This window comes from Kitasatospora paranensis (assembly GCF_039544005.1).
GTDB lineage: Bacteria > Actinomycetota > Actinomycetes > Streptomycetales > Streptomycetaceae > Kitasatospora > Kitasatospora paranensis.
The window spans coordinates 2,802,600-2,820,637 of sequence record NZ_BAABKV010000001.1 but is presented as its reverse complement, the minus strand read 5'-3'; the positions used below and the strand labels follow the sequence as shown (position 1 = coordinate 2,820,637).

The 18,038-nt window shown below is 76.5% G+C and carries 12 protein-coding genes, 1 other RNA gene and 2 pseudogenes; 6 read left to right on the top strand and 9 right to left on the bottom strand.

Annotated features, from left to right (window positions below; genetic code table 11):
- Positions 1 to 150 precede the first annotated feature (150 nt).
- The 3 genes and pseudogenes from ABEB13_RS13800 to ABEB13_RS41110 form a co-directional block, all read right to left on the bottom strand.
- Positions 151 to 2,154, bottom strand: a complete 2,004-nt coding sequence (locus tag ABEB13_RS13800) for a S9 family peptidase (RefSeq protein WP_345705758.1) — start codon at positions 2,152 to 2,154, stop codon at positions 151 to 153.
- A 133-nt stretch (positions 2,155 to 2,287) separates the two neighbouring features.
- Positions 2,288 to 3,013, bottom strand: coding sequence for a hypothetical protein (locus ABEB13_RS13795; protein ID WP_345705757.1), 726 nt, complete (start codon positions 3,011 to 3,013; stop codon positions 2,288 to 2,290).
- 112 nt (positions 3,014 to 3,125) lie between these two features.
- Positions 3,126 to 3,446: pseudogene (locus tag ABEB13_RS41110) on the bottom strand (class III lanthionine synthetase LanKC N-terminal domain-containing protein); the annotation flags it as partial.
- Between the two features lie 566 nt (positions 3,447 to 4,012).
- Between ABEB13_RS41110 and ABEB13_RS13790 the strand changes: the two are divergent.
- The 3 genes from ABEB13_RS13790 to ABEB13_RS13780 are packed head-to-tail and all read left to right on the top strand — an operon-like array spanning position 4,013 to position 6,780.
- A complete protein-coding gene (locus tag ABEB13_RS13790; protein WP_345705756.1) occupies positions 4,013 to 4,849 on the top strand; it encodes a Nif3-like dinuclear metal center hexameric protein in 837 nt (278 codons plus the stop codon).
- Between the two features lie 37 nt (positions 4,850 to 4,886).
- Positions 4,887 to 5,630 carry a zinc ribbon domain-containing protein gene (locus ABEB13_RS13785; protein ID WP_345705755.1) on the top strand — a complete coding sequence of 248 codons (744 nt, stop codon included), beginning with the start codon at positions 4,887 to 4,889 and terminating at the stop codon, positions 5,628 to 5,630.
- A gap of 4 nt (positions 5,631 to 5,634) precedes the next feature.
- Positions 5,635 to 6,780 (top strand): bifunctional RNase H/acid phosphatase, encoded by a 1,146-nt coding sequence (locus ABEB13_RS13780; protein ID WP_345705754.1) that lies wholly within the window; start codon positions 5,635 to 5,637, stop codon positions 6,778 to 6,780.
- Between the two features lie 41 nt (positions 6,781 to 6,821).
- Here ABEB13_RS13780 and yaaA read toward each other — a convergent pair whose 3' ends face one another.
- Positions 6,822 to 7,619, bottom strand: a complete 798-nt coding sequence (gene yaaA / locus ABEB13_RS13775; RefSeq protein WP_345705753.1) for a peroxide stress protein YaaA — start codon at positions 7,617 to 7,619, stop codon at positions 6,822 to 6,824.
- Positions 7,620 to 7,691: 72 nt separating this feature from the next.
- Positions 7,692 to 8,156, bottom strand: a complete 465-nt coding sequence (locus ABEB13_RS13770) for a DUF3995 domain-containing protein (protein ID WP_345705752.1) — start codon at positions 8,154 to 8,156, stop codon at positions 7,692 to 7,694.
- 148 nt (positions 8,157 to 8,304) lie between these two features.
- On the opposite strand from ABEB13_RS13770, the gene ABEB13_RS13765 reads away from it, so the two are divergent.
- Positions 8,305 to 9,756, top strand: a complete 1,452-nt coding sequence (locus tag ABEB13_RS13765) for an RNB domain-containing ribonuclease (protein WP_345705751.1) — start codon at positions 8,305 to 8,307, stop codon at positions 9,754 to 9,756.
- A gap of 71 nt (positions 9,757 to 9,827) precedes the next feature.
- Positions 9,828 to 11,087 (top strand): annotated as a pseudogene (locus ABEB13_RS13760) (DHA2 family efflux MFS transporter permease subunit); the annotation flags it as partial.
- Here the strand turns inward: ABEB13_RS13760 and ABEB13_RS40535 are convergent.
- The gene (locus ABEB13_RS40535; protein WP_425559877.1) at positions 10,982 to 11,215 is read right to left on the bottom strand and encodes a hypothetical protein; all 234 of its coding nucleotides are present in this window, start codon (positions 11,213 to 11,215) and stop codon (positions 10,982 to 10,984) included. The pseudogene ABEB13_RS13760 and the gene ABEB13_RS40535 overlap by 106 nt on opposite strands.
- Positions 11,216 to 11,366: 151 nt before the next feature.
- Between ABEB13_RS40535 and rnpB the strand changes: the two genes are divergently transcribed.
- Positions 11,367 to 11,769: RNase P RNA component class A (gene rnpB, locus ABEB13_RS13755), an RNA gene on the top strand.
- A 96-nt stretch (positions 11,770 to 11,865) separates the two neighbouring features.
- On the opposite strand, the gene ABEB13_RS13750 is transcribed toward rnpB, so the two are convergent.
- The 3 genes from ABEB13_RS13750 to ABEB13_RS13740 form a co-directional block, all read right to left on the bottom strand.
- Positions 11,866 to 13,527, bottom strand: a complete 1,662-nt coding sequence (locus ABEB13_RS13750) for a hypothetical protein (RefSeq protein WP_345705750.1) — start codon at positions 13,525 to 13,527, stop codon at positions 11,866 to 11,868.
- A 199-nt stretch (positions 13,528 to 13,726) separates the two neighbouring features.
- Complete coding sequence (locus ABEB13_RS13745; RefSeq protein WP_345705749.1) at positions 13,727 to 16,507, bottom strand: protein kinase domain-containing protein; 2,781 nt, start codon at positions 16,505 to 16,507, stop codon at positions 13,727 to 13,729.
- Positions 16,508 to 16,571: 64 nt separating this feature from the next.
- On the bottom strand, positions 16,572 to 17,723 hold the full coding sequence (locus tag ABEB13_RS13740; RefSeq protein WP_345705748.1) for an FHA domain-containing protein: 1,152 nt from the start codon (positions 17,721 to 17,723) through the stop codon (positions 16,572 to 16,574).
- Positions 17,724 to 18,038: the final 315 nt, after the last annotated feature.

The following is an 18,038-nucleotide window of genomic DNA, read 5'->3' as shown; positions in this document are numbered from 1 at the left end:
ACGGCCCGGGCTGGCGCCGCCGAGGCGGCCGAACGCCACAGGAGCCTACCCAGCCGGTCACCGTCCGCGCACGGCGTCCGCGCATCGGGGCCCGCGCGCCGCAGTGCGCGGACGGCCCGCCGGGCGGCGGCCCGGCCGCCGCCCGGCGGTTCAGCCGGGCTGCCCGGTGCGCAGGAATCCGGCGAGCAGTTCGTGCAGCACCGCGGCGCCGTCCTCGGCCAGCAGTTCGTGCCCGGCCCCGACCGCCTCGACGTACCGGAACGCGGCGCCCTCCGCGCGGCCCAGCCGCAGCAGCTCCTGCCGCAGCGTGCGGGACTGGCCGACCGGCACCACCTCGTCGCGGTCGCCGTGCAGGATCAGCAGCGGCGCGGCGATCCGGTGGGCGAGCTGCAGGACGTCGCGCGGGCCGCGGGCGTCGTCCAGCGGGACGTCGCCGCCGAGCCGGGTGGTCAGTGCCCGGACGGGCGCCGCCGACTCGGCCAGCAGCCGCTGCCCGGACAGGAACGGGGCGACCACCGCGCACCGGGCGACCTGCCCGGCGGGCGCGTGCGCGGCGGCGAGCAGGGCGAGGAAGCCGCCGTAGCTGACCCCGAACAGCGCGGGCGGCTCCAGGCCGAGCGCGGCACGCTGCCCGGCGAGGACGTCCAGCAGGTGCAGGACGTCGTCGAGGTCGGGGCCGCCCCAGGCGTCCTGGATGGCGGCGGCGTGGTCGGGCCCGTAGCCGCTGGAGCCGCGCTGGTTCGGGGCGACCACGGCGAGGCCGGCGGCGGCCATCCGCTGCAGGGCGGGGTCGAACTCCAGCCGCCAGGCATCGGCCGGGCCGCCGTGCAGGGCCAGCACCAGGTGCGGGGCGGCCTGCCAGGTGTCCCCGCCGTAGACCACGGCCTCGACCGGACCGGCCGCGCCGGTCAGCTGCAGGGCCCGGGCGCCGTGCCAGCGGCCGCCGTCCGCGGGTGCCGTCGATCCCTCCAGCCGCCAGCCCGCCGCCGCTCCGGCCGGGCCGGCGGCGCGGGCGGCCGGGATCCGGGCCGTCTCCGGTCCGGCGGCGGGGTGCGCGGCGCCCGGCGGGGGCAGGTGCAGCGGGGCCAGGTGCAGCGGGAGCGGTCCGCCGGCGGCCACGGTGGCGGCGCCCGGTCCCGCGGCGGCGGCGTCGACGTCCAGGGTGGCCAGGGCGGCCGGGTGGTCGGGGGCCGAGTACGGCATCCGCAGGCCGGCCGCGGACCAGTGCGCGACGGCCCCGAACCGGCCCGGCGGGACGGCCAGCGGCACCGGCCGTGCGCTGCCGGGCCGCCACAGCAGCAGGGTCGACGCGGCGCCGCGGTCGGCGAGCAGCACCACCCGGGAGCCCTCGTCCGGGGCCGCGGCGGGGGCCAGGGCCACCGGCTGCAGGTGCGGGCCGAGGGCGTGCAGGTACTCGGGGAAGCGGATCGGGCCCGCGCCGCCCAGCAGGCCCCAGCCGAGCCGGTCGGTGCCGGGTGCGTCGCTGCGGACGAGCCCGAGGCCCGTCCGGACGTCGTAGCGCAGCAGCCGGTCGTTGCTCTGCTCGCCCAGCTCCAGCAGCGGGGTGACGGCGCCGGAGGCGAGGTCGACGGCGACGGTGCGGACGTGTCCGGCGGCGAGCCGGTCGACGGCGAGCAGCCGGCCGGTGTCGTCCAGCCACACCCCGCCGCCGTGCAGTCCGGGGAGTTCGGCGAGCGGCTGCGGCGGCCCGCCGTCGGCGGTGACCAGCCAGACGGTGGTGACCGGGCGGGCGTCGGTGCCGAGCGCGAGTGCCACCGGGCCGCCCGCCGCGGCGCCCGCAGGCAGCGGCAGCAGCCGCAGAGCCGGCACCCGCAGCACGGCGATCTCCCGCTCGCGGGCCTCCTCCGCGGCGGCCAGCAGGACGAGGGCGTGCCGGTCGCCCTCGTGCCGGCAGAGCAGCACGCGGCCGTCGGGCAGGGCCAGCGGCTGGGCGAGCATGCTCTCGGTACGGCCGCCGGGCAGCGCGAGCGCGGTGACGGCGGCGGGCGAGCCGTCCGGGGGCAGCTGCCAGCTCTCCGCGAACCAGCCGCCGTTCGGCCCGGCGGCCAGGCAGGCGGCGTGCGAGCCGTCGGGGGCGAAGGTGAAACTGAGCCGGCGCAGGGCCTGAGCGGCGGTGCGGGCGACGGTGCTCACGGGCGGCTCGCCTCCTTGGGTGGCGGGGTGCGGCGGGGGCCCGGGGCGGCGGGCGCCGCCCCGGGGCGGGACGGGCCCGGTCGGGCGGACCCGGCCGGGCGGACCGTGCGGCACCGTCCTCACCCCGGTGCCGTCAGCAGCCGGTGGTGAGGACGGACCTGGCGCGGGCCGTCGTCCACCGTTCGGCGGGGTCGGCGGCGCGCAGACCGAGGACGGCCGGGGCGAGCCGGCGGGCGCTCTCGCCCTGCCGGCCGGCCAGGGCCAGCCAGCGGCCGAGCCGGACGAGGTCGGGTGGTGCCTGCGGGGCGCCGGCCCGGGCCTCGGGGAAGCCCTCGGCGAGGGCCGCCGGCCGGCCGGTGGCGAGCAGGAACAGCAGCCCGCCGAGGGCGTGGCCGTCGGCGCCGTGCCGGGCCCGGCGGGCGGCCAGGGTGCCCGGTTCGGCGCATGCGAGGGCGTGGACCAGCCGGACACCGCCGTCGGGCCCCACCACCACCGACCCGGGGGTGAGCCCGGTCGGCGGCAGGCCCTCGGCGCGGGCGCCGTCCACCAGGTCGAGCAGGGCCAGCGCGACCGGCCCGGCCTCGGCCCAGCAGACGCCGGGATCGCCGTCGTGCCGCAGCCGGTCGGCCACCCAGCCGTCCAGCGGCCGGCCGGGGACGTGGCGGCGGACGAGGTGCAGCATGCCCTCGTGGCCGATCAGGCCGAGGGCGCGCGGTGCCAGGCCGGCCCGGCCGAGCCGCGCCCGCAGCCGGGCCTCCCGGCGCAGCGCGTCGCGCGCGGCCGTACCGCCGGGGCCGTCGAGCGGCGCCCGCCGGACGACGACCGGCTCGCCGGTCAGGGTGTCGGTGCCGAACACCACGCCGCCGCCGCCGGGTGGTGCGGGCGGCAGCGCGTAACGGCCCCCAGCAGACCGTCGGTCGACCCCTCCCCTCGACGGGGTCGACCGACGGGCGTGCCTCGGGGCCCGGGCCGACGGGCGTGTCGGCGAGCACGGCGGTGCCGGGCAGCGCGGCGGTGGCCCGCCGCAGGGCTGCCGTGAGCCGCCGGGTCTGGGCTTCGTCGACGGGCAGCACGGTGACCGCCCGCCCCGGCAGGCGTGCCGGGGCCGCCTCCGGGCGTTCGCCGGCGGGTGCCGCCTGCTCCGCGGTGAAGCGGAACGGGCACGGGTCCGCGGCGACCACCCGGGCCACCGCGGCCAGGACGGCCGGGTACGCCCCGGGGGCGCGCCGACGTGCAGCCGCGGGCCGGGCGGCGTGCCCGACCCGGTCGGCGCGGGCGGCCGCATGGTGCACCAGGGGCCCTCGACCGCGACCCCCAGCCGCCGTCCCCTCCTTGCCCCCGGGCACCTGCCACGGCCGCCCGCGCCACCTCCAGCAACGAGGCCACCGGCCCCGGCCGGGCGGCCGAACGCAGTGGTGTGCCTGTGCCCATCCCGCTCCACACCCCTTCGTCTCGGCGTCCGGTGCCCACTGCTCCGGCACCGCTGCCCGGTTGTTCCTGGAGGACGAGCGCAGCCCGGCGCCGCACCGCCGAGCCCCCTTCCGCCATCGGCCCGGGATTCGGCGCGGCGCCCTCCGACCCCCACGGCCTGGGCAACTCTCGTTCGCGGAACTGAAGTTACTTCCGAGGTGGATGGGGCTCAACGCAGCCCGGGTCACTTCACTCGTACGAGTGATCCAGATCGCGTTTCCCCCATGGGCCGATCCACCGGTGTGGGCGTGCGCCGAAAGGGAGCGCCGGGAGCGGCGACCGTCCGCACCCCCGGGCGGGCCGCCGGTGCCGGTTGACGCGCACCTGTGCGGTGCCGGGCGGCCCCGGAGCGGGCGGCCCGGCCCGCCGGGCGCGGTAGTCTCGACAGGTGCCGAAACTGTCCGACGTCATCACCGCGCTCGAAGAGCTGTACCCGCCGCAGTGGGCGGAGTCCTGGGACGCCGTCGGCCTGGTCTGCGGGGATCCCGAGGACGAGGTCCGCCGGGTGCTGTTCGCCGTGGACCCGGTGCAGGCCGTCGTCGACGAGGCCGTCGGCTGGGGCGCCGACCTGGTGGTCACCCACCACCCCCTGTACCTGCGCGGCACCACCACCGTCGCCGCGAGCACCGTCAAGGGCCGGGTGGTGCACACCCTGATCCGGCAGGGCATCGCCCTCCACGTCGCCCACACCAACGCCGACCACGCCGACCCCGGCGTCTCCGACGCCCTCGCCGAGGCCGTCGGCCTGCTGGTCACCGGCCCGCTCGTCGCGGACCCGACCGACCCGGCGGGCCGCCGCGGCAGCGGCCGGGTCGGCATGCTGCCCGAGCCGATGCCGCTCTCCGCCTTCGCCGCGCAGGTCGCCGCCGGCCTCCCGCCGACCGCCGCCGGCGTCCGGGTCGCCGGGGACCCGCAGCACACCGTCAGCCGGGTCGCGGTCTGCGGCGGCGCCGGCGACAGCTTCCTCGCCGAGGCGCGCGCCGCCGGTGTCGACGCCTACCTCACCGCCGACCTGCGCCACCACCCGGCCTCCGAGGCCGCCGAGGCGTCCCCGGTCGCCCTGCTCGACGCCGCGCACTGGGCCACCGAATGGCCCTGGCTGACCCTGGCCGACCGGGCCCTGACCGACGCCGCCGGCAAGCACGGCTGGCAGCTGGAGACCCGGGTCTCCCGCCTGGTCACCGACCCGTGGACGGGGCACGCCCCGATGCCCTACACCGCCTGATCCCCGCCGACCTGACGAATCCCACAGGAGCCCCCGCGTGAACGCCGCGCCCGCCGACCAGATCCGCCTGCTCGACCTGCAGGCCATCGACTCCCGCCTCGACCAGCTGGCCCACCGGCGCCGCACCCTGCCCGAGCTCGCCGAGATCGAGAAGGTCGCCGCCGACCACGTCGCGCTCAAGGACCTGGTGATCGCCGCCCAGGCCCAGCTCTCCGACACCACCCGCGAGCAGACCAAGGCCGAGCAGGACGTCGAGCAGGTCCGCACCCGCGCCGCCCGCAACCAGCAGCGGATGGACTCCGGCGCGGTCACCTCGCCGAAGGACCTGGAGAACCTCCAGCACGAGATCGGCTCGCTCGCCAAGCGCCAGTCCGACCTGGAGGACGTCGTCCTGGAGGTCATGGAGCGCCTGGAGTCCTCGCAGACCCGGGTCACCGAGCTGACGGCCCGTCTGGAGCACTCCACCGTCGTCCTCAAGGAGGCCGAGGAGCGCCGGGACGCCGCGTTCGCCGAGATCGATGCCGACGTCGAGAAGGTCGGGCGCGACCGCGAGGTCGTCGCCAAGGTGATCCCGGCCGACCTGCTCAAGCTCTACACCCGGCTCCGCGAGCAGCAGGGCGGGGTCGGCGCGGCCCGGCTCGCCCAGCGCCGCTGCGAGGGCTGCCGGGTCGAGTTCGCCAACGCCGACCTCAACGCGATCAAGGCCGAGCCCAAGGACGCCGTCGTCCGGTGCGACAACTGCGGCCGCATCCTCGTCCGCACCGCAGAGTCGGGCGTCTGACCAGGTGGCGCGCAGGTTCATCGTCGAGGCCGACGGCGGGTCCCGGGGCAACCCGGGGCCGGCCGGCTACGGCGCCGTCGTCCGCGACGGCGACACCGGTCGGATCATCGCCGAGGCCGCCGAGTTCATCGGGCACGCCACCAACAACGTCGCCGAGTACCGCGGCCTGATCGCCGGCCTGCGGACGGCCCACGACCTCGACCCGGACGCCACCGTGGACGTCCGGATGGACTCCAAGCTGGTCGTCGAGCAGATGTCCGGGCGCTGGAAGATCAAGCACCCCGACATGCAGCCGCTCGCCGCCGAGGCGCGCACGGTCTACCCGCGCGGCCAGGTCGCGTACACCTGGATCCCGCGCGAGCGGAACAAGGACGCCGACCGGCTCGCCAACGAGGCCATGGACGCCGGTCGGGCCGGCCGCCAGTGGGAGCCCAGGGCGCGCCCGGCGGAGCCGGCCGCCCCCGTCGAGGAGGCGCTGCCCGCCCCGGCCGCGCCCAAGGCCGGCTGGGCCGCCCCCGCGGACCTCGGCACCCCGACCACGTTCGTGCTGCTCCGCCACGGCGAGACGGCGCTCACCCCGCAGAAGCGCTTCTCCGGCAGCGGCGGCAGCGACCCGGAGCTCTCCGAGCGCGGCCGCTGGCAGGCCGAGCGGGCCGCCGAGGCGCTCGCCGCCCGCGGCAGCGTCCAGGCCGTGGTCAGCTCGCCGATGCGGCGCACCCGGGAGACCGCGGAGGCGGTCGCCGGCCGGCTCGGCCTCGAAGTCCGGATCGAGGACGGGCTGCGCGAGCTCGACTTCGGCGCCTGGGAGGGCCTCACCTTCGCCGAGGTCCAGCAGCAGTACCCGGACGACCTGGACGCCTGGCTCGGCTCCGCCAAGGCCAGGCCCACCGGCAGCGCCGAGTCGTTCACCGCGCTGACCCACCGCTCGGGCGTGGCCCGCGACAAGATCCTCGCCCGGTACCCGGGGAAGACCGTGCTGGTCGTCTCGCACGTCAGCCCGATCAAGACCCTGGTCCGGCTGGCGCTCGGCGCCCCGCCGGACGCGGTGTACCGGATGGAGCTGTCCGCGGCCTCGATCTGCGCCGTCCAGTACTACAGCGACGGCAACGCCTCCGTGCGGCTCCTCAACGACACCTCGCACCTGCGCTGACCCGGGCCCACCGGGCGGGCGTGCCGCCCGGTGGGCAGCGGTCAGTGGATCTCGTCGACGACCACGTCGAGCTGCCAGGGCCGCCCGGCGGCGCCCCGGGCCGACACCTCGACGCGGTACCCGAGCCCGGCGAGCGCGTCCACCAGCTCGCCCGGCCCGGCCGGCTCGGCGCCCGCGGTCAGCAGGTCCCGGACGAGCCGCCCCTTGGTCGCCTTGTTGAAGTGGCTGACCACCGACCGCTTCAGCACGCCGCCCACCTCGCGCTCGTGCAGCACCCGCACCGTCGCCGTCCGGGCCGCCACCTCGCTGGCCGGCTTCCACGCCGCCGCGTACGCCGCACTGCGCAGATCCAGCACCAGCCCGTCGGCGACCTCCGGCAGCACCGCCCCGGTCGCCGCCCGCCAGTACGGCCCGAGCGCCCCGAGACCGGGCAGCTTCACCCCCATCGAACAGCGGTACGGCGGGATCCGGTCGCCGATCCGCACCGCACCCCACAGGCCGGAGAACACCAGCAGCGAGCCCTCGGCCCGCGCGTACGCGGCCGCGTCCAGTGTCGCCAGGCCCAGGTTGTCGAACAGCACCCCGGTGTAGACCTCGCCGGCCGGCAGCGCCCCCGCCGCCGGCAGCCCGGCGTTGCGGGCGACCTCGCCGCGCAGCCCCTTCGACAGGCCGAGCACCTCGGCGGCCTTCTCCTCGTCGCCGCGGCACAGCTCCACCAGGGCGTCCAGCACCGCCCGCCGCCCCGCCGTCAGCCCCGGCAGCGACAGCGCCCCGAGGTCCACCGGCACTCCGGCGCCCGACGCGGCCTTGCCCTCCGACGGCGGCAACAGGACCAGCACAGCGGCACTCCTTCAACAATCCGTGGCACGACCCCGCCACCCTACCGAGGCCGCGGCACGGACCGCGCCGGGCTACCGGCCCCCGGCCGCCACCACCGCCGCGCCCGCGCCCAGCACCAGGCAGAGCGGCGCGTAGTACCGCCGGTCCAGCCGCACGAAACGCTCCGTCCGCACGATCCGCCCGCGGCCGTACAGCACCGGGCCGATGGAGCCGCGGGCCAGCAGCACCCCCGCCACCCCGGCCGCACCGGCCGTCCGCAGCACCCGGGGCCCGGCCGCCGGCAGCACCCCGGCCCGCGCCCCGACCAGACCGGCCGCCGCGCCCAGCGCGCCCGCCACCCCCAGGCACATCGCCGGAGTCGGCACCCGCTCCACCCCGACCCCGACCACCGCGTCCGCGAAGTCCGCGCGATCCGCCAGCGGCCACGGTGAACGCGACCACACCGCATGGAGCCCGGCCACCGCCGCCAGCGCCCCCGCCGTCACCGCCCCCACCGCCCGCACCGGGCCCGCAGGCCGTCCCGCAGCTGCCGTCATGGTCTCCCCCTCGGTCGTCCGGCCCGGCCGGCCGGAGCCCCAGGCCACCCTACGCCGATGACACCCCGTCAGCCCGGGGCACCCCCGCAGCGGTGACGCCGGGCCCCCTCGGGGCGCCGAGCGGCCCGTTGCGCCTTACGCTGCGACCATGCCGCGCCGACAACTGAGCGTCCGCACCGCCGACACCGCCCGGATCAACACCGAGCTCGACGAACTCCGCACCCGCCTGGAGATCCGCACCGACTGGCCCGCCGACGCGCTGGCCGAGGCGGAGCGCGCCGCCGCCCTGCCCCGGCTGCCCGACCTCGACGCCACCGACCTCGACCTGTTCACCCTCGACCCGCCCGACTCCCGCGACCTCGACCAGGCGATGCACCTCGCCCGCCGCGACGGCGGCTACCGGGTGCACTACGCCATCGCCGACGTGGCCGCCTTCGTCACCCCCGACGGCGCCGTCGACACCGAGGCCCGGCGCCGCGTGCAGACCCTCTACTTCCCCGACAGCCGGGTGCCGCTGCATCCCGCCCGGCTCTCCGAGGGCGCCGCCAGCCTGCTGCCCGGCGAGCTGCGCCCCGCCGTGCTCTGGCAGATCGACCTCGACGCGGACGGCGCCGTGCTGCTCGCCGACGTCCGCCGGGCCCGGGTCCGCTCGCGCCGCCGGCTCGACTACGACGCCGTGCAGGGCGCGCTGGACACCGGCACCGCCGACGAGCAGCTCACCCTGCTGGCCGAGATCGGCCGGCTGCGCGAGCAGCAGGAGGCCGCCCGCGGCGGAGTCAGCCTGCCCGTGCCCGAGCAGGAGGTCGAGCCCGCCGACGGCGGCTACCGGCTCTCCTACCGTGCCGCCCGTCCCGCCGACGGCTGGAACGCCCAGATCTCGCTGCTCACCGGCATGGCCGCCGCCGACCTCATGCTCGACGCCGGCATCGGCGTGCTGCGCACCCTGCCCGCCGCCCCCGGGAGCGCCTACGCGCGGCTGCGCCGGATCGCCCGCGGGCTCGGCGTCGACTGGCCGGACACCCTGACCTACCCCGCGCTGATCCGCACACTGGATCCGGCGGACACCCGCAACGCGGCGTTCCTCAACGAATGCACCGGCCTGCTGCGCGGCGCCGGCTACGCGGCGTTCGACACGGCCCGGCACGTGCCGCCGCCCGCCGACCCGGGCCACGCGGCGCTCGCCGCCCCGTACGCGCACTGCACCGCACCGCTGCGGCGGCTGGTCGACCGGTACGCCCAGGAGATCTGCCTCGCGGTGGCGGGCGGTGCCGACGTCCCGGAGTGGGTGCGGGACGGCCTGCTGGACCTGCCGGGGCTGATGGAGCGCGGCGACCGGCGGGCCCACGAGGTGGAGCGCGCCTGCGTCGACCTGGTGGAGGCCGAACTGCTGCGCGGCCGCGAGGGCGAGGACTTCGACGCCGTGGTGATCGACGTCGACGAGAAGCGGCCCCGCAGCGGGACGGTCCAGCTCGCCGACCCGGCCGTGGTCGCCCGCTGCGACGGCGCGGCCGACGGCGGACTGCCGCTCGGCCAGCGGATCCGGGTCCGCCTCGCGACCGCCGACCCGGCGACCCGTACCGTCCGGTTCGCCGCCGTCTGACCCGCGGCACCGCCCGGCCGGCGTTCTCCCCACCCCGTCCCCCTGCCCCCGAACCCCTGCGAGTCGCCCGGATGTCCACGATCCGACCCGTACCGGCACAGTCCGGACCCAGGTGTGATGATCGTTCCGTGAACGAAGAATCGGCCGGCCGTGCCCGGCGCCGACGCCTGCTGATCCTCGCCATCTGCTGCCTGAGCCTGTTCATCGTCGGCCTGGACAACACGGTGGTGAACACCGCCCTGCCGTCCATCCAGCACGACCTGAACGCCCCGGCGTCCGGCCTCCAGTGGGTCATCGACGCCTACACCCTGGTGCTGGCGGCCCTCCTCATGCTCTCCGGATCCGTCGCCGACCGGATCGGACGCCGCCGGGTCTTCCTCACCGGCCTGCTGGTCTTCGCCCTCGGCTCGCTCCTGTGCAGCCTCGCACCCGGCCTCGGCTGGCTGGTCGGCTTCCGCGCCCTGCAGGCCGTCGGCGGGTCGATGCTCAACCCGGTGGCGATGTCCATCATCACCAACACCTTCACCGACCGGCGCGAACGCGCTCAGGCCATCGGCGTCTGGGGCGGTGTGGTCGGCATCTCCATGGCACTCGGCCCGCTCGTCGGCGGCTTCCTGGTCGACAGCTACGGCTGGCCGTCGATCTTCCTGATCAACGTGCCGGTCGGCCTCGCCGCCTTCGCCCTCACCCTGCGCTACGTGCCCGAGTCCCGCGCCCCGCGGGCCCGCCGGCTCGACCCGGTCGGCCAGGTGCTCATGCTTGTGCTGCTCGGCTGCGGAACCGCCGCCATCATCGAGGGGCCCTCGCACGGCTGGACCTCCCCGCTGATCCTCGGGCTGGCCACGGTCGCGGTGCTCGCCCTCGTCGCCCTCCCGCTGTGGGAGCGGCGGGTCGCCGAACCGCTGATCGACCCGCGCTTCTTCCGCAGCGTGCCCTTCGCCGGAGCCACCGTCACCGCGGTCTGCGCCTTCGCCGCGCTCGGCGGATTCCTCTTCCTCAACGCCCTCTACCTGCAGGACGTCCGCGGCTACAGCCCGGTCGAGGCCGGCCTGTGGACCCTGCCGATGGCCCTGGCCATGCTGGTCTTCGCCCCGCTGTCCGGCCGGATCGTCGGCCGGCAGGGGCCCCGGCTGCCGCTGGTCGGCGCCGGCGTCGCGCTGGCCGCGAGCGGCCTGCTGCTGACCCGGCTCACCGCCGGCACGCCGGGCTGGCTGCTGCTCGCCGCCTACCTGCTCTTCGGGATCGGCTTCGGACTGGTCAACGCGCCGATCACCAACTCGGCGGTCTCCGGCATGCCGCTCGCCCAGGCCGGGGTCGCGGCCGCGGTCGCCTCCACCAGCCGGCAGGTCGGCCAGTCGCTGGGCGTCGCCGTGATCGGCACCGCGGTGACGGCGGCCGTCGTCGGACCGTTCGCCGCCGGGTTCCCGGCCGCCAGCCACGTCGGCTGGTGGATCGTCACCGGCCTCGGGCTCACCGTCCTGGCACTCGGTCTGGTCACCACCACGCCGTGGGCCGCCCGCACCGCCGCCCGCACCGCGGAGCTGCTCGACCCGGCCCGGCCCGGTGTGCCGGGGAGCCCGCCGAGCGGCTACGATGACCACTACGGCGGACGAGCCGGCCGGGCGGTCGCGACGGGTCTCCACGAGGCCCGCCGAGGAACGTCCGGGCTCCACAGAGCAGGGTGGTGGGTAACGCCCACCCGGGGTGACCCGCGGGACAGTGCCACAGAGAACAGACCGCCTGCGGCTTCGGCCGCAGGTAAGGGTGAAACGGTGGTGTAAGAGACCACCAGCGACCGAGGTGACTCGGCCGGCTCGGTAAACCCCACTCGGAGCAAGGTCAAGATCGGTGCCCCTCGGGGCGCCGTGCGCGGATGATCGAGGGCTGCTCGCCCGAGTCCGCGGGTGGACCGCACGAGGCTGCCGGCAACGGCAGCCCTAGATGGATGGCCGCCTCCCCGGGCCGCGCAAGCACCCCGGGAGACAGAACCCGGCGTACAGGCCGACTCGTCCGCCGCCCAAGGCGTGCACCCGTGCGGGCCCCCGACTCCGGTCGGGGGCCCGCACTGTTCATGCCCGGTGTCCGTCGGCCCGGGCCGATGCCCTTGGGTCAGCCCGTGGTGCCGAAGGTGCCCGTCACCTGCCGGACGGTGGCCGGTCCGCCGGTGGTCACATCGGTGATCAGGTGGGCCGTGACCGTACCGTCCGTGCCGACGGTCCAGAGGTCGGGCACCCGGTCCCCGTCGATGTCGGCGGCGTGCAGGTCGATGTCCTCGCCGGTGTGCCAGCCGGTCGCGATCGGATAGGAGTCGGCGTACACCTCGCTGTTGTCGACCTCGGCCGAGATGCCGTTCCACAGGACGAGGTCCCCGGTCGCCTTCTTCCAGAGGAAGAGGACGGGGTAGTTCCTGTCGGGGTCCGTGGGTATCTGGACGGAGGCGATCGTCCACTCGTTCCAGTCGGCGGTGCCGTCGGGTGTGGTGATGTCGAGCGCGACGGGTGCCCGGTAGGTGCCGACGGTGTCCCCGGCCGCGTAGAGGTTGAGCCGGTAGCCGTCGGTGTCGCTGCCGGAGATCCCGAGCAGGTCCGAGGGGCCGAAGCGGCCGGTCGCGTGACCGGCGTTTACCAACTGGGAGGGGTCGTGCCCGTTGGCGTCCCGGAACGTGCCGGGAGGCAGGCTGTAGTGCGTATCGGAGCCCGGGTCGAGCGGTGCCCCGGTCCCGTTGCCCTTGATGATCGAGGCCGAGCCGGTCGCCGGGTGGTAGCTGAGCACGTCCTGGGTGCCGCTGCCGGTGAAGCGCCCGGTGAGGACGGTCGCTCCGTCGAAGGAGGCCGGTCCGGTGCCTGTGCCGTCACCGTTGGCGCCGATGTTCACAGCGGCGGCGACGCGGCCGTCGTTCGACCCGGCGGCCAGCCAGAGCCCGGAGGGCACGCCGCCACGGCCGCCGACGACGAGAAGGTCGGACACCCCGTCACCGCTGAGATCCTCCTCGGCCGGGATCGGGGGCGGTGGCGGCGGAGTGGAGGAGATCGTGATCGTCGCGCTCTCGCCCGGGTTGCCTCCGGCCGAAAGGCCGGTCACCGTCAGGATTTCGGTGGCCCTGGGCGGAGTGAAGGTCATGGAGGCGTGGCCGAGGGCATCGGCGGCGACCTCGCCGTTCACGGTGGCGTCGGGGGAGAGCATGTACTGGTACCGGCTGGGGACGACGCCGTCCCCGGTGGCCGCCGCCCCGACGGAGATGGTGACCGGTGTGCCGACCGCGGTCGGGCCGGGCGTGGAGATGACGGGGAGCCGGGGCCGCGTCGGGTCGAACGAGAAGTGGCAGGTGGGTGACCAGTCGCTCTTGTGCAGGGAGTCGGCCGCCCGTGCCTTCCAGTCGAACCGGGTGATCCCGCCGGCCGCGGCCTTCAGCAGGAGATCGCGGCTGAGGACGAACGCGGCCGTGGTGCCGGAGCCGGCGGGCAGCGTGCTCGTCTCGGCGACGACCGCACCGGTATCGTGCCGCGTCACCCGGAAGCCGGCGGTGAGGGTGGCGTCGTCCGGGTCCGTGACCTTCGCGTAGAGGGTGACGTCACCGGCGCCGAGGATGTCCTGACCCTGGCAGGTGGAGGCCGGGGACGTCGTCAACGGGCCGGGTACGGCCGGCGGCAGGTTGCGGGCCGCGGCAGCCGCACCCGGGGCGGCAGCGCCGCTCGCCGCCACCAGGACAGCGGCTGCTGCGGCGGTCGTGACGGCTCGTCGGATCCGTGGGACAGGGGATCGCAGGGGCATCGGCTGCTCCTTCTCGGCTGGATGATCTTTCATGATCGTCGACAACCTAGGGCACGCACCGTGCGGCGCAACAGTGGTTTGTGTCGGTACGGAGGGTGCGGCGGGGCGAACCGCCCCTCCGGGCCGCCGCGTCTGCCTGCGGCCCGTGGGGCACGTCGCGGGCGGGCCTGGCGGCACTAATGGTCGCCGGGACTTCCGGTCAACCCCAGGTGCGGCGCAGGCGGTCGGAGACGCGCTGCCAGAGGGCGACGCCGGGGTGGGCCGTTTCCAGGCGGGTGACGTGCTGGGCGGCGCTCTTGTCGCCGTTGGCCACGGCCCAGCGGTACCAGTCGAGGGCGTCCCGGTGGGCGCCGCGCTGTTCGTGGATCCTTGCGCCGTCCATCGCGGCCGCCGCACTGCCCGCCTGCCCGGCCCGGTGCAGCCAGACCAGGGCGGCCCGGACGTTGTCCTCACCGCCCCTGTCCAGCCGCACCCTGGCCACCGCCCGCATGGCCTTGGTACTCCCCGCCTCGGCCGCCTGGACCTGCCAGTGGTTGGCGTCGTGGGCGCCGTGCTCGACCAGGGCCTGCATGGCCCGGACGTCGCCGGTAGCGGCGAGTTCCCGGTAGCGCCGCAGCGCCCGCTTCCTGAGCCGGCGCTGCTCCTCGGTGTCGGACGCCCGGTCGCGGAGCCGCAGGCACAACCGGGCGACGTCCCACTTCGAGGCCTGGTCGGACAGCTGCTCGGCCTGGGTGTAGCAGCGCACGGCGTCCTCCAGCCGGCCGGCCTGCTCGTGCGCCCTTGCCTCGGTGCGGGCGGCGGCCACCAGGTCCGCGACGGGGCGCTTCGCCTTCTTGGCGGCGGATTTCGAGGTCGCGGGCTTCGGGGTCGCGGGCTTCGGGGTCGCGGGCTTGGCAGCGGCCGGGGCGGCCGCGGGCTTGGGCGTGGCGGTCTTCGTCGCCTTCGGACCGGTTGCCCTCCACGCGAGGGCGGCGCGGATCCGTTCGGCCTCCTGCGCCGCCCCGGGGTGTCCCTTGGCGGCGGCCCGCTCGTACCACTCCCGGGCGCGGTCCTCCTGCCCGTTCTGCTCCACGAGTTCGGCCACGGCGAACGCGGACGGGGCGTGGTCCTTCTCGGCGGCCTGGCGGAGGCGGGCGAGCGCCTCAGGCCGGCGGCCCTCCGCGCGCAGGCGCTGCCCGAGCCAGTACAGGGCCTCGGTGTTCCCGGCCGCCGCCGACCGGTGGTACCAGTCCAGCGCCTCGGCCTGCCGCTGCGGGTCCTTGGCCAGGAGCTGGCCGGTGAGCAGCATGCTGTGCGGGTGGCCCGCCTCCGCGGCCCGCCAGTACCAGAGCAGGGCGTCCTGGGGGCGCTTCTCCTTCTGGTACCAGTTCCCCAGCGCCAGGATGGCGTCGATCTGTCCCTCCAGGGCGGCGGCCCGGTGCTCGCGCAGTACGGCGCGCTCGGCGGCGGGCACCGCGGCCAGCGACACCGCGGACCGGACCCGCAGTACCGCCGCCCGGGACTTCCCGTAGTTGTGGACGGCCGCCCGCTCGAACCACGGCAGGGCCTCCTCCAGCCCGCCGGGTTCCTGTTCCAGCAGTTCGCCGAGCCGCATCGCGGCATGCAGGTCCCCGGCCTCGGCGGCCCGCCGGTACAGTGCCGGCACCTGGCGCTGCTGCTCCGGGAAGTGCTTCTCGATCAGATGAGCGGCCTCGCGCGCACCGGTGGCGTTGCCGGCCTCGGCAGAGCGCAGGTACCAGTGCAGGGCCGACGGACGGTCGCCCGCCTGCTGGTGGGCGGCCGCGAGCCGTCGCATGGCCTCCGAGTCCCCGGCATCGGCCTCCGCCCGGAACTTCGCACCGGGCCCGGTCGGCTTGGCCGCGGCCGGCCTGGCCGGGGCCGGGCGGTCCGCCGTCGGTGGCGCTGCCCCGGGCACGGCCCGGGGTGGCGCTGCGACCGGCGGCAGGGTGGTCGCCCCCTCCCGGGCCGGGGCGGGCGAGGCGCTGGTGCGGTCGGACCGGCGGTCCGCCGGCGGCCCGGTCGTCGGTACCCGGGCGGGCGCGGGGCGGGCGGGCGCGCCCCGGCGGGGCCGGATGGGTTCGGCGAGGTCGAGGGCCGTCCCGGCGCGCTCGTCGACGGCGCCCCGCAGCTCCGGGGACAGCCACTCGTGCCCCTTCGGCGACCCGTCGGCGGGCAGCAGCGCGGAGAGCTCGTCGAGGCCGGGACGGTTCCGGGTCTGCGGCTCCAGGCAGGCGCGGACGACCTTGGCGATGTCGGGCGGCAGCCCGTCGAGCCGGGGGCGGCCCTGGAGGATGCCGACGCCGATCTGGGTCGCCGAGCCCGGGCCGAAGGGGTGGCGGGCGAGGGCCGCGTACGCGAGGACGAGGCCCAGCGCGAAGACGTCCCCGGCCGGTCCGACCCGCTCGTCGCGGAGCTGCTCGGGCGAGGCGAAGGTGAGGGTCCGCGGTGCGAACCCGGTGGCGGTCAGGGTGGTGCCGGCGTCCGGCGAGAGCTGCCGGGCGATGCCGAAGTCGATCACGGCCGGGCCGGTGGCGGCGAGCAGGATGTTGGCGAGCTTCAGGTCGCGGTGCACCAGCCCGGCGGCGTGGATGCTGCGCAGTGCGTCGACCAGCCCGGCGGCCAGCACCCGCCAGGTCCTCCGCGGCAGCGGACCGCCGTGCAGGTCGAGCGCCGTGGCCAGGTCCACCCCGGGGATGTAGCGGGCGGCGAACCAGGGTTCGGCGGCCCGGGTGTCGGCGTCGACGACCTCCGCGGTGCAGGCGGAGCCGACCACCCTGGCCGCCTCGACCTCCCGGGCGAACCGGCTGCGGAACCGCTCCGGGTCCTCCTCCAGGCGGTCGGGCCGGATCGTCTTGAGTGCCACCGCACGGCCGTACTCGGGTCGGGCGAAGTAGACGTTCCCCCAGCCGCCCCGGCCCAGCAGGGCGAACAGCCGGTAGGGGCCGATGAGTTCGGGGTCGTCCTCCCGCAGCGGCTCCACCTGACCCCCTTCCGTGTCCGCACCCGTCGTGGTGCCCGCCCCCGTCGGCGGAAGTCCGCCCGGGTCAGCCGATCCGCGTCAACTCGTCGCCGTCCGGCGGCCGTCGGGGTGGTTTGGCGCGGACGCCCCCGGGCCGTTCCCCCGGCCAGCGCTGGCCGCTGCGGCGCAGTACGACGCCCGGGACGAGTTCGATCTCGTCGTCGGGGCCGAACGGTCCGAACAGCCGCTCGCGGGGCGTGCCCGCGGACTCCTCGTCGCTGTGCCGGAGCCGTTGCCACGGGGTGGGGACACCGCCGGGCCGCAGGGTGCGGATCTGGCTGAGCGCCGTGCTGGTGTCCAGGATCTTGAGGGTGCCGCGGTGGGCGACGATCAGCAGGTGCTGCCGGCTGATCCGCAGCCGGCGGTCCTCGGCGAGGTGCCGGCTGTCGATCCGTGCGAGGTGGCCGCGGCCGAGGGCGAACTCCCGGCTCCCGTCCTCGGCCAGGTTCTCCCAGGCCCGGCACACGCCGTCAACCAGGATCTTGAGCTGGACCCGCGGCCGGCGCGGTCCGCCCTCGGCGAGCAGGGTGCCGTGGGCGCGGCAGACCACCCGGCCGCCACGGATCGCGGGGCTGGGGTTGCACGGTGTCCGCGGGCAGCGCCAGGAGCGTTCGAGGACGTCCGCGCGGGGCCGTCCGTGGAAGTCCACCAGGTTGCGGGCCTTGAGGTCGTCGCGCTCGCCCTCCCGTGAGACCTCCCGGTCGGCGAAGACCCGCATGTCGCGGCGGACGAGCCGGACCGGACCGTCCGGGGTGGGGCGTTCGGGTTTGAGGAAGTGGTCCCGGTCGCCCTGGATCCACGGATGCTCCCCGCGGTGGCCCTTGAAGAAGTCGCTGCTGATGACCGGGGTGCCGAGGACCTTCGCGTGGTCGAGCAGGTCCGGGTCCGCCTTGCCGATGGCGGCGATCAGCCCGCTGCCGCGCCAGCTGCGCAGCAGCTCCGCCTCCGCGGGGTCGGAGAAGTCCTGGTCGTACCGCGGGTCCAGCAGGCTGTTGTCGGCGATGGCGTGGACGGTGACCTCCGGGTCGCCGGTGGATGCGCGCAGCGCGGCGAGGACGAGCCGCAGCCGTTCGAGCGCCCTCGGCGCGCCGCCGCCGAGTCCGGTCTCGCGGACGATGTTGGAGAGGTCGACCAGGAAATCGGCCCGGTCCGCGCTGCCGCTCAGGTGACGTTCCATGCGGCGGAACGCCGCCAACTCACGCGCCACGTCCTGCCACCCCACACGCCGTCGGCCGCTCCGTACGGGAAACGAGGCTAGCGTCCGGCGGCCCGGGGCGCGGCGGTATGCGGCATTTCGGGCGCGACGGCCGCCGGCGTGGTAGAGCGGTCCGCCGGTCCGGTGACGCCCTCGCCCTCGGGGCGTCGTACCGGGTGCGGGGGCGGTGGCGGCAGCCCCGGCGCCGGGCGGCCGCGACCCTTGACAGGCTGGTCAGGGCCTGGATTACTGGATCCCCCAGGCAGTGACCGAACGGTCGGTCGGCGGATGGTCGGG

What these genes read in the sequence shown, in the direction of transcription:
- ABEB13_RS13740 (WP_345705748.1), bottom strand. Translation starts at nt 17,723, where the DNA reads ATGGAACGTCACCTGAGCGGCAGCGCGGACCGGGCCGATTTCCTGGTC.
- ABEB13_RS13750 (WP_345705750.1), bottom strand. Translation starts at nt 13,527, where the DNA reads ATGCCCCTGCGATCCCCTGTCCCACGGATCCGACGAGCCGTCACGACC.
- ABEB13_RS13770 (WP_345705752.1), bottom strand. Translation starts at nt 8,156, where the DNA reads ATGACGGCAGCTGCGGGACGGCCTGCGGGCCCGGTGCGGGCGGTGGGG.
- ABEB13_RS13765 (WP_345705751.1), top strand. Translation starts at nt 8,305, where the DNA reads ATGCCGCGCCGACAACTGAGCGTCCGCACCGCCGACACCGCCCGGATC.